Genomic DNA, 13,826 nt, shown 5'->3' with positions numbered 1-13,826 from the left:
TTGTAGAACTTTTCAATAGTTAACTCAATAATCAATAGAGGACTGTCTCGCTTGAGCACAGTCCTCCTTGTTTTCAGCGCTTTGTTAAATCCGTCATCATGACTCTAGATAAATTTCAACCCTTGGCCGCGATCGCAGTTACCCCTGCCGGAATTCAGCGGCTCTCCTCAGTCTGCCGTGGCGCTGAGATCCCGCTATTCACCTCATCTGAATTAGCTGCTAGTGAAGTATTTCCGGTGCAGGCGTATGAAGCGGATTCGTTGCGATCGCACTTGGCCAACATTTGGTCAGACTATCGGGGGTTTGTCTTTTGTCTCTCGACGGGTGCAGTTGTGCGGCTGATTGCGCCGCTGTTGGAGCATAAATCAACTGATCCCGCCGTAGTGGTCGTGGACGAAGCAGGCCAGTTTGTGATTAGTCTCTGTGGTGGGCATCAGGGCGGCGCAGACCAGCTCACTCAGGTTTTGGCCCATCAGCTCCAGGCGGCACCTGTGTTGACCGGAGCGGCCAATGCTCAAGGATTTCCAGCGGTAGATACCTTGGGTGAGCCGTTTGGCTGGCAGCGCGGCAGTGGCAACTGGACGCAGGTGAGCGCGGTTGCGGCTCGTGGTGGCCAGATTGAGGTACTACAAGAAGCGGGAACGGACTGGTGGCGGACAAATTTGAGCGATCCCCATCCGTTTCAGTTCAATGATGAAGTCAATTCCGCAGATTCGTCGCCGCCTGAAGCGTCCGATTCCGAACCGTTATCTACTAAGCCCCAGGCTCGCCTTTGGATTAGTCCCGTTCAGCGGCAGTTTGCGCCCGATTCTGACCCACCGAAAGCGCAGTGGCATCCACGGGTGCTGTGGGTTGGCATTGGCTGTGAACGGGGCACCTCGCATGCGCTGATTGAAACTGCGATCGCAGAAGTCTGTCGGGTGAACCACCTTTCTCAATGTGCGATCGCAGGTGTGGCCACGATTGATCTGAAAGCCGATGAGATCGGCTTAATTGATACCTGCAAAGCGCATCAGTGGCCGCTGCGCTGCTTCTCAGCCAAGGATCTGAAGCAAATCGAGGTGCCGACCCCTTCCGACGTGGTGGAGCAGGCTGTGGGGACGCCTAGCGTAGCCGAAGCGGCTGCGATCGCAGCGGCCTGCGATCCAACAGGAAAATTGGCTTCGGCACCAGATGCTGAAGGAGACGATACGTTTCCGGTCGCTAGTCATCCCGATCTACCCCAAGACGCGACAGCTTGGCTGCGGGTCAAAAAGCAAATTGTGCGCGATCCCGATCAGCCAGGAGCCGTTACCGTCGCCATTGCCCAAGCGGAGCAGGAATACACGGGGCGCAGCGGAGCGCTGTGGCTAATTGGCACGGGGCCAGGAGCGCTGGAGCAAATCACGCCAGCGGCTCAGGCGGCGATTGCGGCGGCAGATGCTATTGTGGGCTACTCGATGTATATCGACCTGATTCGGCCTCTGCTGCGTCCGGGACAGCTGATTGAAGCCCGTGCCATCACGCAGGAACGCCAGCGAGCGCAGCGTGCAATTGAGCTGGCCCAGTGGGGCTTATCCGTTGCCGTAGTCTCCTCCGGCGACTGCGGTATTTACGGCATGGCCGGGTTGGTAATGGAAGAACTCCAACAGACGGGCTGGGACGGCAAAACACCAGCGGTGCAGGTCTTTCCGGGGATCAGCGCCTTACAATCGGCGGCATCCCGCGTTGGCGCACCGCTGATGCATGATTTCTGTGCCATCAGCCTCAGCGATTTGCTGACGCCGTGGCCCGTGATTGAGCAGCGGCTCCAGGCGGCGGCGGCGGCAGACTTTGTGGTGGCGCTCTATAATCCGCGATCGCAAAAGCGCACCAGCCAAATCGAAACGGCTCAGCACATTTTCTTACAGCATCGTCCAGCAACAACTCCGGTTGCCCTTGTCCGATCCGCCTATCGGGAGGATGAGGCGATTATGCTCACGACGCTGGCTGATTTCACCCAGTGCCCAATTGACATGGTGACAACGGTGCTAATCGGCAACTCCAGCACACGCCATCATGCCGACTGGCTGATTACACCCAGGGGCTACTTAGGCTTTCAATCCCCCAATTCCGAGCCAGCGGAATCAGTCCCAAAAAAAATTCCAAAATAGGGTTGACAGTGTTTTGAAGTTTTGTCATATTAATAAAGCGCTCGGGACACGGTGCGATGCATACGAGACACAGCGCAACCCTCACGCGGGTATAGCTCAGTGGTAGAGCGTCACCTTGCCAAGGTGAATGTCGCGCGTTCGAATCGCGTTACCCGCTTAAAACAAAAGGAGTCTTGCTGAGCAAGACTCCTTTTTGGATCTGAACACTTGATGAGAGGTACTCTCCCGCGATAGGTTTGACAGTTGAAATCACGAAGCGGGTTGACTTAGCCAAAGTCCGGTCGAAAGCCTACTTTATTGTTTATGCAATCCTAAGCAATAAATTGGGTTCTCATACACGGACGTGATTATAGCCATCAAGTACTGAGAAATTTATGAGAACGCTGTATTTTCTGCTGCCTGGAACCGATGGCAAGTTTGCCTGTGGTGGACTATGGGCTGAACTGAAAACCTTCCGTTTGGCGCAGCAAATCTGTTCGGCTAAAGTCGTCACCTATCGGCAGCGAGAGGCAGAGCATCCGTTTCTCCCGGACGTACTGAACGATGCATCGATTAGTCCAGACAATGCCATCTTTGTCGTGAGCTGGGGCTTTGATGTTGGCAAGCTGGTCAAACGGTTGAAGGGTTATCCGGTGGTGTATCACGCCCATAGCGCAGGCTATGGCTTTAACCTGCCCGCTAGCGTGCCGATTATTACCGTCAGCCGCAATACGCTTGGCTACTGGGGACAGCGATCGTCGCACTCGTTGATTTATTATTTGCCCAACCAAATTTCCGACGAGTTTGGGGTGCAAAACTGCGATCGCACTCAGCGCGATATTGATGTCCTGGTACAGGCTCGCAAATCATCGGCATACCTGATGCAGCAATTAATTCCAGCCTTGGAAACTTGCTGCCGAGTGTTTGTCGTCAAGTCTTACGTTGAGGATCTGCCAGGACTGTTTAGTCGGGCCAAGGTCTATCTCTATGATTCAGCCGAGTATTGGGCACAGCAGCGGGTGAGCGAAGGATTTGGCCTCCAGCCAATGGAAGCAATGGCCTGTGGCTGTCAAGTATTTTCTAGCGTCAATGGTGGCCTGTCGGATTATCTCGATCCGGGCTTTAACTGCTACAAAATCGCTGGCTACTCAACCACCTACGATGTGGATCGGATTCTAAAGGTGGTGCAGGAGAACAGTGCCCCAACGCTGCCAGCCGACTTTTTTGATGAGTATCGCACGGATAACATCCTGGCTCGACTGGAGGTAATTCTGCGGGAGGTCAACCAGTTCTTCGACCATGCGTCTAAGCATCCTGGTGATATCGCCCCTCTAACTCCCCTGCGTATCGCTCAATTGAGGGCGCGCAGACTGATAACCAAACTTCAGCAGAAAATCAGTCGGTAACAGTGATGTAACAGCAACAAGAGGTAAATAGATGGTCAAAAGTAGGTAAGTATGTGTTCCACTTGCTAAGTACTTATCGCTATCCTTGTCTAGGCTGGACTATGAATGTTTTGAATAAGCAGCAAACCCGTTTTGCCAAACTGGCTTAGCCTAATGGCTAGCGTTATCAGTAATTTTCAACCATTTTGAATACACATCAGCCACTTAATCAGCTACTTATGCCTCAGATTACCCATATCATCTATGACTTTGACGGATTGCTGTTAGACACCGAGCCGATTCATTGGCAAGTCAATGCCGATATTGCCAATCGCTATGGGAAAACGTTTGACCTGTCGGTTCACACCAAAATCATCGGTCGCACATCTCAAGATTCGGCGCAAATCATTATTGACATGCTGGGTCTGCCGCTCACCGTTGATAGCTATTTAGAGGAGCGGGACGGCATTATTTTTGATTTGTATCCACATGTTCAGCCGATGCCGGGAGCAATTGAGCTGACGCAGCATTTTTATAACGCGGGTATTCCACAAGCGATCGCAACTAGTTCGGCCCGCATGCGGTTTAACCGGAAAGTGCAGTGCTATGCGGATTGGCTCCAACTGTTTGACTGCATTGTCACGGGTGATGATCCGGCGATTGAGCAGGGTAAACCCGCTCCGGATATGTTCTTGATTACAGCAGAACGGATTCAGGCTAATCCAAAGCAGTGCCTCGTGTTCGAGGATTCTCTAGCAGGCGTCACGGCAGCTAAACAAGCGGGCATGTTCGTAGTGGCAGTGCCAGCCCCAGAGTTAGAGGCAGATTTATTTCAGGAAGCTGACTTGGTACTGAGTTCCTTAGCTGATTTTCAGCCTGAACTTTGTAATTTGCCAGCAATAGATTTAGCAGACGATGGTTACGAAGCTTCTTTAGTCAGTGGTTAAACCGTATCATTCTGTTGTCTCGGATTCGGCGGCGGCGCGTTCTAAGCGGGTTTGAACGTCATCAATGGATGAAGTAGTGGATTGGGCTTCAGCAGCAGCGCGTTCTAAGCGGGTTTGAATATCCACGGCAGAGACGTCAGATTGCTCCTGGTCGTTGGCTTCGGCTTCGGCTTCCTTTAGCCGCTCTTGTTCTTCGCGGAGGGCTTCCTCGGGGGGTGGGGCAGTGGAGCGTTCCACTCCGTCAGCCACCACGGCAGTAGAGCCGTCGGGCATGACAATAGTAGTTTCCTGGTCGGCAATGGGATTGTAGAAAAACGATCCGGTTTGCGGTGGTAGAGAGGGATCGAGGACGATATCGACGAGGCTCTTGATCACGCCAATTAGGGGAATGGCGAGAATGACGCCCAAAAGTCCGGCGATTCTAGCTCCCAGGAGCAAGGCGGCGAAGATGACGACGGGACTCGATCCGGTGAGATTGCCTAGGACGCGCGGTGCCACTAGGTTGTCTTTAACTTGCTGAACTGCGATCGCAGCTCCCACCACCTGGATCGCGAGCCACCAGTCCAGAAAGGCGACGATAATCCCCACTGTGCCAATGCCCAAGGTCGCGCCGATGAAGGGAATGACTTCCATTGCGCCAATGAATACGGCGAACAGTAGGAAAAACGGCACTTGCAGCCAGAAAAAGACAAAGCTGAGGCTGACGGCCATAAATAAACCGAGTAGGAGCTGGCCGGAGACGAACTTCTGTAAATTTTGCTGGAGCGAGAGCGTCAGCTTGGTGCGGATACTAACCGCAAACACCTGAATCAGGCCGTGCCAAACCCGCTCCCCGTCCACCAGCATGTAGAACGAGATCACTAAAATCAGGATCAGATCCAGTACGCCGTTGAACGTGCCCAGGACGAATCCTACGCTCCCTGACGCAATGCCCTGGAGCGGTTTTTGGAGCTGAGCCAGTACCTGCTGTTCTAGCAGCGGCACGTCAATTGGCAAATTGTAGTACTCACTCAGTTGCTGGAGTTCGGTCAACTGCGATCGCGCTGACTCCAGCAGCGATGGCGCATTGTTAATAAACTGACGAGCCTGTTCAATGATGATCGGCAGCAGCGTGATCCCAAGTACCACCACAAAGAATCCGGTGGCGACATAGACAATCACCGCCGCAATATTGCGTGGCATGGCAACCTGCAAGCGCTTGACCGGATAGTTGAGAATGAAGGCGATCAGACCCGCCGTAATCAAAATGCTGAGCAGTTCGCCAATATAGCTGAGCAAGTTGAGTGTGGCCCAGCCAGCCAGCAGCACCAAGAGCCAGGTAATCAGAGCCTGTTGCAGAGGTGAAAATACGCGATACATGTGCGCGAAATAAAGTTGCGATCGCAGGTTAATGTAACACGCTCGCCCCGCGACAGTCCTCTACTAAACGACATTGCTTAATTTGGATATGAATTAGGACGTGAGGCACTGTCCCCACATCCCAATTCATACCTAACATCAGCAATCTCTACTAAACGGCTACTGGTGGTAGCTGCGAGTTGGCTTCTGCCATTGCTTCATGCTCAACCACAAACACGTTGGAATAGAGGTTGGCAATTACCTGTTGGCCCTGCTGAGTCAGCGACAGATAGCGCAGGCCATCTTTGATGTAGGGATAAACGCCGTTCCAGTAGAACTTGGGATAGTTCATCCGCAGGTCGCCGGGATGCTGGTAATTCAGCGCCTTATTCACCCCTGTTTCTTCAAACTCGTAGAATAGGGCACCAATCTTCTTCAGGTAGCGCGGATCGCTGAGCTGACCAATCAGGTCAGAGGCGCGAATCAAGCCGGGATAGTTGACCGTGTCCTGATGGTCTTCGGCTTTGGGGACGGGGAAGCGAGTCAGCTCAATGTTGTACTTAATCTGTTCGGCATCGATTAGCTTATGACCACCAAAGCGCTCTTCGACGAACAGCTTGGCTCGATCGACGTGGTAGGGTGTCAGGCTGGCATCGGACGAACCGGGTGGTAACGGCACCATTTCATCGCCGCGACCCGTTGAGTAGAGACCGGGTCGATCATCCCGACAAACCCCTTTAACGTAACCAATGTCGTGGCAAACCAGCGAAATGATGAAGTGCAGCCAGTCTTCGCAGGATACCCCCCCTTCCCGGATATGCTTGCCGCGCAGAATCTCCTGACCGACCAGAGCGACCAAAATGGTGTGCTCCACGTTGTGATAGAGGGCATCGCTATTAGCAATGTTTTCTAGGGCCATACTTCCAGCCCAGGCAATGATGTCCTCATAATCAGGCTTCCAGCCACCGTACGTACGGCGATAACCGGATCGCAGCTTATCGACAAAGTTATCGATTAGGAGTTCAGTTGCATTAAACATGCTCTACGTCCACTTGCGCTAAGGGTAAGGATGAATCAAACCTTCAGGAACTAACTTTACAGTAGCCAAAATGAGCTACCCATCAGCAGATAAGAAGTATCCGTTGTTTGAGGCATTTAGCTTAAAGTGCCCAGGTTAGTCTGAAAATGATAGACAAGCTGAGCCAGTCTGTTTTTCATTAAAACGAGACTGTGACAAATTTGCTGTGATATTCGTCAGTCTTAATAGTAATCTTCCTCAGGCGAAACATTCCGTATTCAAGCGACACAACGCATTTGATCGCTTGCACCGTAGCATAGTATTTAATATTTTGTTACATTAAAAATGTGGAAAACATACTTACCGGTTGGTTATTACAATGGTGGGGTGTTGGGGAAGGGGTTTGAGGGGGTAGGGGGGCTGTAGAGAGTTTCGGAATTGGGATTGTCGAGGGCTTAGAGGGTGTCGAGGGAGTCAGGGAATTCTAAAGGGGTGGTTCAGAGGTTTTTGGATGTGAGTGGTAAAGGCGTGAGTCAAGAAATGTGCGATCGCGCCTTTTCACTACAGGCAATAAACAATGGGTGGCGAGCAAGTTCAGTGAGGCAACGTTAAGGGGGTAAGCCATGAATGGGGCGGATGCATTAGAACCAAAGCAGTCCAATCAGCAGTCAAGCAAGCAGACAGAGCCGTCGCAGGCGCATCACTTTGATGATGCAGTGCCGTCTCGGGCGTCGAAGCGGGACGGTGGGTTGCTGTCTGGTAGTCGAGGTGTCTTATTGGGTGTGGGCTTGGGGGCTGTATTAACGTTTGCAGGATTGCAGTTCACAAAACCTGCGGCTGATGAATCTGCACCTGCACCCGCAGAAACCGATCAGGTGGCAAGTCAGACCGTAACTGCAGATCGAGTCCAAGAGATTCCGATTGATCAAACCCTCAACGCTACGGGGACAGTGGAAGCAACTGATCTGCTGCCGATTGCGCCGCGTGCTTCCGGGTTGCAGGTACAGCAAGTGCTGGTGGAAGAAGGCGATGCAGTACAGGCGGGGCAAACGCTGGCTGTACTGGACGATACGGTGCTCCAGTCGCAAATTCGCCAGGCTGAAGCTCAGATTGAATCGGCTCAGGCTGGCGTGCGGCAGCGGCAGGCGGCGTTGGCCCAAGCACAGGCTAGTCAGGCAGAAGCCCAGCGCAATTTTGAGCGCTATCAGACGTTAGCGAATGAGGGCGCAATCAGCCGCGAAACACTGGATTCCAAAGTGACAGCAGCGGCAACGGCTCAGGAATCCGTCAGCCTAGCCCAAGCCGATATTGCCAATGCTGAGGCGAGTGTACGAAGCGCGGAGGCGAATTTATCTCAGTTGCGATCGCAACTGGATCAAACCTTAGTTGTGGCACCCGCCAACGGCATTATTGCTGAAAAAGTTGCCCGTGTCGGCAATGTATCCTCGGCCTCTGATCCGCTGTTTACGCTGATTCGTGATGACCTGCTGGAGCTACAGGTAAAAGTGCCGCAAACCGATTTAGCGCAAGTTCGCCTGGGTGCGCCCGTCAAAATCACCTCCAGTTCCGACCGCCGCATTCAGCTTGAAGGTCGAGTTCGGGAAATTGCGCCGTTGGTTGATGCGAATACACGGGAGGCCACGGTCAAAATTTCACTACCATCTTCATCGCTGCTGCGACCTGGAATGTTCTTGTCTGCCGAAATTGTCACCGAGCAGGGGCGGGGCTTTGCGATTCCGTCGGAAGCAGTGATGTCTGATAATAGCGGCGCATCCTTCATCTATGCACTGGATGTCAATAATGTGGTGGAGCGGCGACCAATTGAAGTGGGTGCTCGTCTGCCGCAAGGTGATGGTGATGCCCAGGTTGAAGTCCTGAGCGGCTTGGGTTCGGGCGATCGAGTTGTCGTCAAAGGGGCAGGCTATGTCCAAGAAGGCGATCGCGTCCGCGTAGCCGAGTAGTTCCCAGGTCAGTTCCCTGCTTCTTCGCCGTCCTGACCACTAGTCCTGTCCTCCTACTCCAACTCTCGCCTTCATCAAGTTCACTACCAATTCAAGCCTCCTTGCCCTCCGCTCCCCTGCTCTAACTCCAACACCCGCTGATCTACAGCGCCAGGATAAAACTGTCCAACTCTTTCTCCCCACGCTTCACCCATGTTTAACGTCTCTAACTGGTCGATTCGGCGTCCAATTCCAACCATTGTGCTGTTTCTCGTCCTCACGCTGGCGGGGATGGTGGCCTTTGGCAATCTGGGGATTGACTCGAATCCCAATATTGATATCCCTGCCGTGAGCGTGACGGTAACGCAGCCCGGTGCGGGGCCAGAAGAACTGGAAACCCAAGTCACCAAAAAGGTGGAAGATGCCGTCGCGGGCCTCGGCAATATTGACGCGATTAACTCCACCGTCAACGATGGCGTATCGACGACGGTGGTGCAGTTTCTCTTGGGCACCAATAGCGATCGCGCCACCAATGACGTACGGAATGAGATTGCGCAGATCCGCCAAAGCTTACCTGCCGACATCAATGAGCCGATTGTGCAGCGGCTGGAGTTTGAAGGCGGCGCAATCATGACCTATGCCGTCATCTCTGACCAGCGCTCGGTGGAAGAACTGAGTGACCTGATTGACCGCACGCTCAGCCGCGAGATCCTAGCCGTAAAAGGCGTTTCACAGGTGCAACGGGTAGGCGGTGTCGATCGCGAAATTCGGGTTGATCTCGACCCCGATCGCTTGGAAGCACTGGGGATTACCGCAACGCAGGTTAACGATCAGATTCGCAATTTTAATATTGACTTGCCCGGTGGCCGAGTCGATATCGGCGGACAAGAGCAGGGCATCCGAACCCTAGGCAGCGCTGAAACAGTAGAGTCTTTGCGAGACTATCAGATTGTGCTGCCGAGCGGGGGCACGGTGCCGCTTTCCAGCCTGGGTGTGGTTGAAGATGGCTTTGCCGAGCAGCGCCAGTCGGCTCAGTTTAATGGTCAGCCAGTGGTTGCATTTTCCGTATTCCGGAGCACAGGCAGCACGCTGGTTTCCGTTGAAGAAGGCGTGCGCGACGTGGTGGCGCAACTCGATCAGACGCTGCCAGAGGACATCAACCTAGAGTTAATCTTTACCGAGGCTGATTACATTCGTGAATCCTATCAAGCCTCGATTGAAGCGCTGATCATGGGCTGTATCTTAGCCGTGGTAGTGGTTGGCATCTTTCTGCGGGACTGGCGAGCTACGCTAATTACGGCAACGGCTCTGCCCCTTTCGATTATTCCTACGTTTCTGGTTATGCAGGCACTAGGTTATACGCTCAACAGTATGACCACTCTAGGTTTGACGCTGGCAGTTGGCAACTTGGTAGACGATGCCATCGTTGAAATTGAAAACGTTGAGCGCCATATCCGCATGGGCAAGCGTCCCTACAAAGCGGCGATGGAGTCTACCGCAGAGGTGGGACTGGCCGTTTTGACCACCACCGCTACCATTGTGGCCGTCTTCATTCCGGTTGCCTTTATGGGAGGCGTGCCGGGACAGTTCTTCAAACCATTTGGTGTGGTTGTAGCGGTTTCGACTATGTTCTCGACCTTGGTAGCCCGCCTGATGACACCAATGATGTCGGCCTACCTGCTAAAGCCTAAACCTAAGCAGCAGCCCAGCTTAGCGAATGGTAACGGTAAGGTTAGTAGCCAGTTGAGTGAGTCATATAGTGAACTCTCTAGTAGTCAGGCAAACGGTCAGCAAAACGGTCAGGCAAACGGTAACGGCCAGTATCCCAATGATCATGGTCAGACAGCCTACGAGGATGATTCATCCCTCACAGCTCCACCCACTAAACCGGGCCTCTATCCCTATCGTCGTCTGTTAGACATTGCGCTGCGGCATCGGTTAACAACCCTGGCATGTGCGATCGCATTTTTCGTCGGCAGTCTGATGCTGGTGCCCTACATCCCCACGAGCTTGTTTGATGGCGATGATCAGGGACTATCGAGCATTACGGTAGAAGTTCCACCCGGTTCCACAATTGAAGATACCCAAGCGGTGACGGATCAAATCACTCAGATCCTGCTCGAAAACTCAGCCGTCAGCAGTATTCTGGCGACTGAAGGGACGGGCCAGGACGGTACGGGTGGTGCCGTCAATCGGGCCAAACTGTATGTCAATCTCAAGCCCAAGAACGAGCGCGATCTGTCACAGTTCGAGTTTGAAGACCAGACGCGCCAACAGTTTGAGCAGATCCCCGGTGCGCGAATTAGCTATGACAGCCAAGGTGCGTCCGGTGAAGGCAAAGATCTCAACATTGTCTTAAAGAGCGAAGATGCCGATGCGTTGCTGGCAACGGCAAACCAGCTCACCCGCGAGGTACGTCAAATCCCTGGCCTAGTGGACGTGTCATCCAGTGCCAGCTTGGTTAAACCAGAGATTCTGGTGATTCCTGACCCGGCAAGAGCGGCGGATCAGGGGGTTTCGGTACGTGCGATCGCAAATACGGCTTCTTTGGCCACCATTGGCGACAACGAAGCCAACTTGCCCAAGTTTGATCTAGCCGATCGGCAAATCCCAATTCGCATTCAGCTAGCGCCGGAGTATCGCAACAACCCCAATACGATTCGCTATCTGAAAGTGCCCAGCGAGGACGGGAATCTCGTGCCCCTGTCTGCCGTTGCCGACATTGAGTTTGGCAGTGGCCCCTCGCAGATTGACCGCTTTGACCGCTCTCGCCAAGTCTCCGTCGGTGCCAATTTGGAAGGCATTACGCTGGGACAAGGTCTAGAAGCCGTCAATGCGCTGCCGACGATGCAGAATCTGCCCGCTGGTGTCACCCAAGAACCCGCTGGCGACGCGGAGATTATGCGCGATATCTTCAGCCGCTTTTTGCTGGCGCTCGGTACGGCGGTGCTGATGATCTATTCGGTGCTGGTGCTGCTGTACAACAACTTCCTCTACCCGTTCACAATTATGGTGGCGCTGCCGCTGTCGCTGGGTGGAGCGCTGACGGGTTTGATGATTACCCAAAAGTCGCTGGGTCTGTTTGCGCTCATCGGTATTGTGTTGCTGATGGGACTGGTGACGAAAAACTCAATTCTGCTGGTGGACTATGCGCTGATGGCCAAGCAGCAGGGCAAACCGCTGACGCAAGCGGTCAAGGAGGCGGGAATTACTCGTCTGCGTCCGATTTTGATGACCTCAATTTCCACGATTGCGGGGATGGTGCCCATTGCGATGGAGTGGGGAGCAGGCGGTACGTCGCGCAGTCCAATGGCGATCGCGGTAATCGGTGGGTTTAGTACGTCTACGCTGCTGACGCTGGTGGTGGTTCCGGTGATCTTTACCTATGTGGATCGCTTCTATGATTGGCTGAAGCAACTGGTGCGCTATGTTTCGGCCTCGCCGGATTCTCGCCAGCGGCTAAATCGGAAGAAATTGCGATCGCAGCGTCTGCCGATTGGGAAATAATCTATAATGGCTATCCAAGCCATTGCGGATGTAGTTCAGTGGTAGAACGTCAGCTTCCCAAGCTGAATGTCGTGGGTTCGAGTCCCATCATCCGCTTTCAAGTGATAAAGCCCATAATGCCTATTGTAGAACGGGTTCAGACATCAAGATGTTGATGAATTTTAAGAAATATGGCGATAGCGTTTGGTCATATTGGGGCAGTTTGGGTGTAAAAACTGGTATAAAACTGGTATAAAATACCGGGCACGAAAAGCGGTCTGAAGGGGTCTGGAATAACCATCGGCATTGGTAAGGGTGCAGACAACACACTTTATTTTTATTCCGGACTATGGCTAAAGGACAAGTCAAAATCGAGGTTTACGCTGAGCGCTTAAGATTACGGTGGAGCTATCAGGGTAAACGCTATTGTTTATCTGTTGGTTTACCCGACAGTGTGATTAATCGTAAGGTTGCTTCTCAGAAGGCTCAGCAAATAGAGTTGGATATGCTCAGCGGCAACTTTGATCCAAGTTTGGAGAAATATAGACCCGAGTCGGTTTCCTCAACATTCCTACTAAAATCAAGAAGAGTAAGCGGGAGTCAAACTTTCTCTGAGGTTTTTGAACAACACTGGGACGAGTTTGTAGACGACAAAGAGCAGCGGCTAGATAACCCGTTTACCATTGTCGCGATGTACAACCCGATTCCCAAAAAGGTGCGCAAGTTTGGCCGCCAGCTTATCAGCTCTCAGGAGGCCCAAGAGTTTATCCACTTTATGCTTCAGGATGCGGCCCCAGCAACAATTAAAAAGCATGTCATTATCTTGAACGATTTCGGCAACTGGGTTCAGCAACACAAGTTGGTGAATACCGATTGGGAAAATCCATTTGCTGGTTTAACGAAATTGTGCCGTCCAGTCCCCCCACTAAAAGCCCCGCCCTTTAGTGAAACAGAAATTCAGCAAATCATCGATCAGTTCCAACGAGATCGCTACTATGCCTATTACACGAACTATGTTCGCTTCTTATTTATGACTGGTTGCCGAACAGGTGAAGCCATTGGATTGCAATGGAAACACATTCGTTATGACGGCTTAGAAATCACGTTCAACGAAACTTTAGTGAGAAAAGGAACTGGAACAGCACGTTTGCGAAAGGCGACAAAAACCAACCGTTCTCGGACATTTCCTTGTAATTATGAACTCCAGTCGCTTCTGCTGTCTATTCGTCCTGAAGGCTACAGTCCCGATATGTTGGTCTTTCCAAGTCCCAAGGGTAAACCAATCGATGCAACCAATTTTGTCAACCGAGCATGGCTGAGCGTTTTGAAGAAGTGTGGAATGACAAAAGAGAATGGGCTATATCGAACTCAGTACAATACTCGGCATACCTTCATTAGCCATATGCTGGCCAAGGGAATGTCAGTGATTGAGGTCGCGAAGTTAACCGGACATGATCCTAAAATTTTGTTGGATCATTATGCTGGTTTGATTCACAAAATTGAGGTGCCAACTTTTTTCTAATGGACTGTTAGTCTCCTCTAATCGAACCTGAGCATCTTTAAATAATTTGTTCCAATTTGATTCTGGTTACCCTAAATCA

General features: G+C 52.3%; 8 protein-coding genes and 2 tRNA genes. 8 read left to right on the top strand and 2 right to left on the bottom strand.

Annotation, left to right across the window (positions count from 1 at the left end; translation table 11 throughout):
- The first annotated feature begins 98 nt into the window (after positions 1 to 98).
- The 4 genes from cobJ to AC286M_RS20665 all read left to right on the top strand — a co-directional run bounded on the left by cobJ (position 99) and on the right by AC286M_RS20665 (position 4,443).
- On the top strand, positions 99 to 2,132 hold the full coding sequence (cobJ, locus tag AC286M_RS20680; protein WP_488206193.1) for a precorrin-3B C(17)-methyltransferase: 2,034 nt from the start codon (positions 99 to 101) through the stop codon (positions 2,130 to 2,132).
- 85 nt (positions 2,133 to 2,217) lie between these two features.
- Positions 2,218 to 2,289 (top strand) — tRNA-Gly (locus AC286M_RS20675).
- A gap of 217 nt (positions 2,290 to 2,506) precedes the next feature.
- Positions 2,507 to 3,517, top strand: a complete 1,011-nt coding sequence (locus AC286M_RS20670) for a glycosyltransferase (RefSeq protein ID WP_488206192.1) — start codon at positions 2,507 to 2,509, stop codon at positions 3,515 to 3,517.
- Positions 3,518 to 3,735: 218 nt separating this feature from the next.
- Entirely contained in the window at positions 3,736 to 4,443 is a 708-nt protein-coding gene (locus AC286M_RS20665; RefSeq protein WP_488206191.1) for an HAD-IA family hydrolase, read from the top strand.
- A 6-nt stretch (positions 4,444 to 4,449) separates the two neighbouring features.
- Here AC286M_RS20665 and AC286M_RS20660 read toward each other — a convergent pair whose 3' ends face one another.
- Both AC286M_RS20660 and AC286M_RS20655 read right to left on the bottom strand, forming a co-directional pair.
- Entirely contained in the window at positions 4,450 to 5,802 is a 1,353-nt protein-coding gene (locus AC286M_RS20660; protein ID WP_488206190.1) for an AI-2E family transporter, read from the bottom strand.
- Between the two features lie 151 nt (positions 5,803 to 5,953).
- Positions 5,954 to 6,820: an Npun_R2479 family HD domain-containing metalloprotein gene (locus AC286M_RS20655; RefSeq protein ID WP_488206189.1), complete on the bottom strand. Its 867-nt coding sequence runs from the start codon at positions 6,818 to 6,820 to the stop codon at positions 5,954 to 5,956.
- 602 nt (positions 6,821 to 7,422) lie between these two features.
- On the opposite strand from AC286M_RS20655, the gene AC286M_RS20650 reads away from it, so the two are divergent.
- The 4 genes from AC286M_RS20650 (at position 7,423) to AC286M_RS20635 (ending at position 13,747) form a co-directional block, all read left to right on the top strand.
- Entirely contained in the window at positions 7,423 to 8,760 is a 1,338-nt protein-coding gene (locus AC286M_RS20650; RefSeq protein WP_488206188.1) for an efflux RND transporter periplasmic adaptor subunit, read from the top strand.
- A 192-nt stretch (positions 8,761 to 8,952) separates the two neighbouring features.
- A complete protein-coding gene (locus AC286M_RS20645) occupies positions 8,953 to 12,246 on the top strand; it encodes an efflux RND transporter permease subunit (protein WP_488206187.1) in 3,294 nt (1,097 codons plus the stop codon).
- Positions 12,247 to 12,270: 24 nt separating this feature from the next.
- Positions 12,271 to 12,342, top strand: a tRNA-Gly gene (locus AC286M_RS20640).
- 232 nt (positions 12,343 to 12,574) lie between these two features.
- The gene (locus AC286M_RS20635) at positions 12,575 to 13,747 is read left to right on the top strand and encodes a tyrosine-type recombinase/integrase (RefSeq protein ID WP_488206186.1); all 1,173 of its coding nucleotides are present in this window, start codon (positions 12,575 to 12,577) and stop codon (positions 13,745 to 13,747) included.
- Positions 13,748 to 13,826 lie beyond the last annotated feature (79 nt).

The sequence above is a fragment of the Thainema salinarum CENA647 genome, assembly GCF_057732415.1.
The sequence above is the reverse complement of the archived record's forward strand: the minus strand, read 5'-3'. Positions and strand labels throughout refer to the sequence as shown.

Excerpts from the sequence above, each read along its gene's own strand:
- cobJ (WP_488206193.1), top strand. The coding sequence starts at position 99 with ATGACTCTAGATAAATTTCAACCCTTGGCCGCGATCGCAGTTACCCCT.
- AC286M_RS20665 (WP_488206191.1), top strand. The coding sequence starts at position 3,736 with ATGCCTCAGATTACCCATATCATCTATGACTTTGACGGATTGCTGTTA.
- AC286M_RS20670 (WP_488206192.1), top strand. The coding sequence starts at position 2,507 with ATGAGAACGCTGTATTTTCTGCTGCCTGGAACCGATGGCAAGTTTGCC.
- AC286M_RS20660 (WP_488206190.1), bottom strand. The coding sequence starts at position 5,802 with ATGTATCGCGTATTTTCACCTCTGCAACAGGCTCTGATTACCTGGCTC.
- AC286M_RS20635 (WP_488206186.1), top strand. The coding sequence starts at position 12,575 with ATGGCTAAAGGACAAGTCAAAATCGAGGTTTACGCTGAGCGCTTAAGA.
- AC286M_RS20645 (WP_488206187.1), top strand. The coding sequence starts at position 8,953 with ATGTTTAACGTCTCTAACTGGTCGATTCGGCGTCCAATTCCAACCATT.
- AC286M_RS20655 (WP_488206189.1), bottom strand. The coding sequence starts at position 6,820 with ATGTTTAATGCAACTGAACTCCTAATCGATAACTTTGTCGATAAGCTG.
- AC286M_RS20650 (WP_488206188.1), top strand. The coding sequence starts at position 7,423 with ATGAATGGGGCGGATGCATTAGAACCAAAGCAGTCCAATCAGCAGTCA.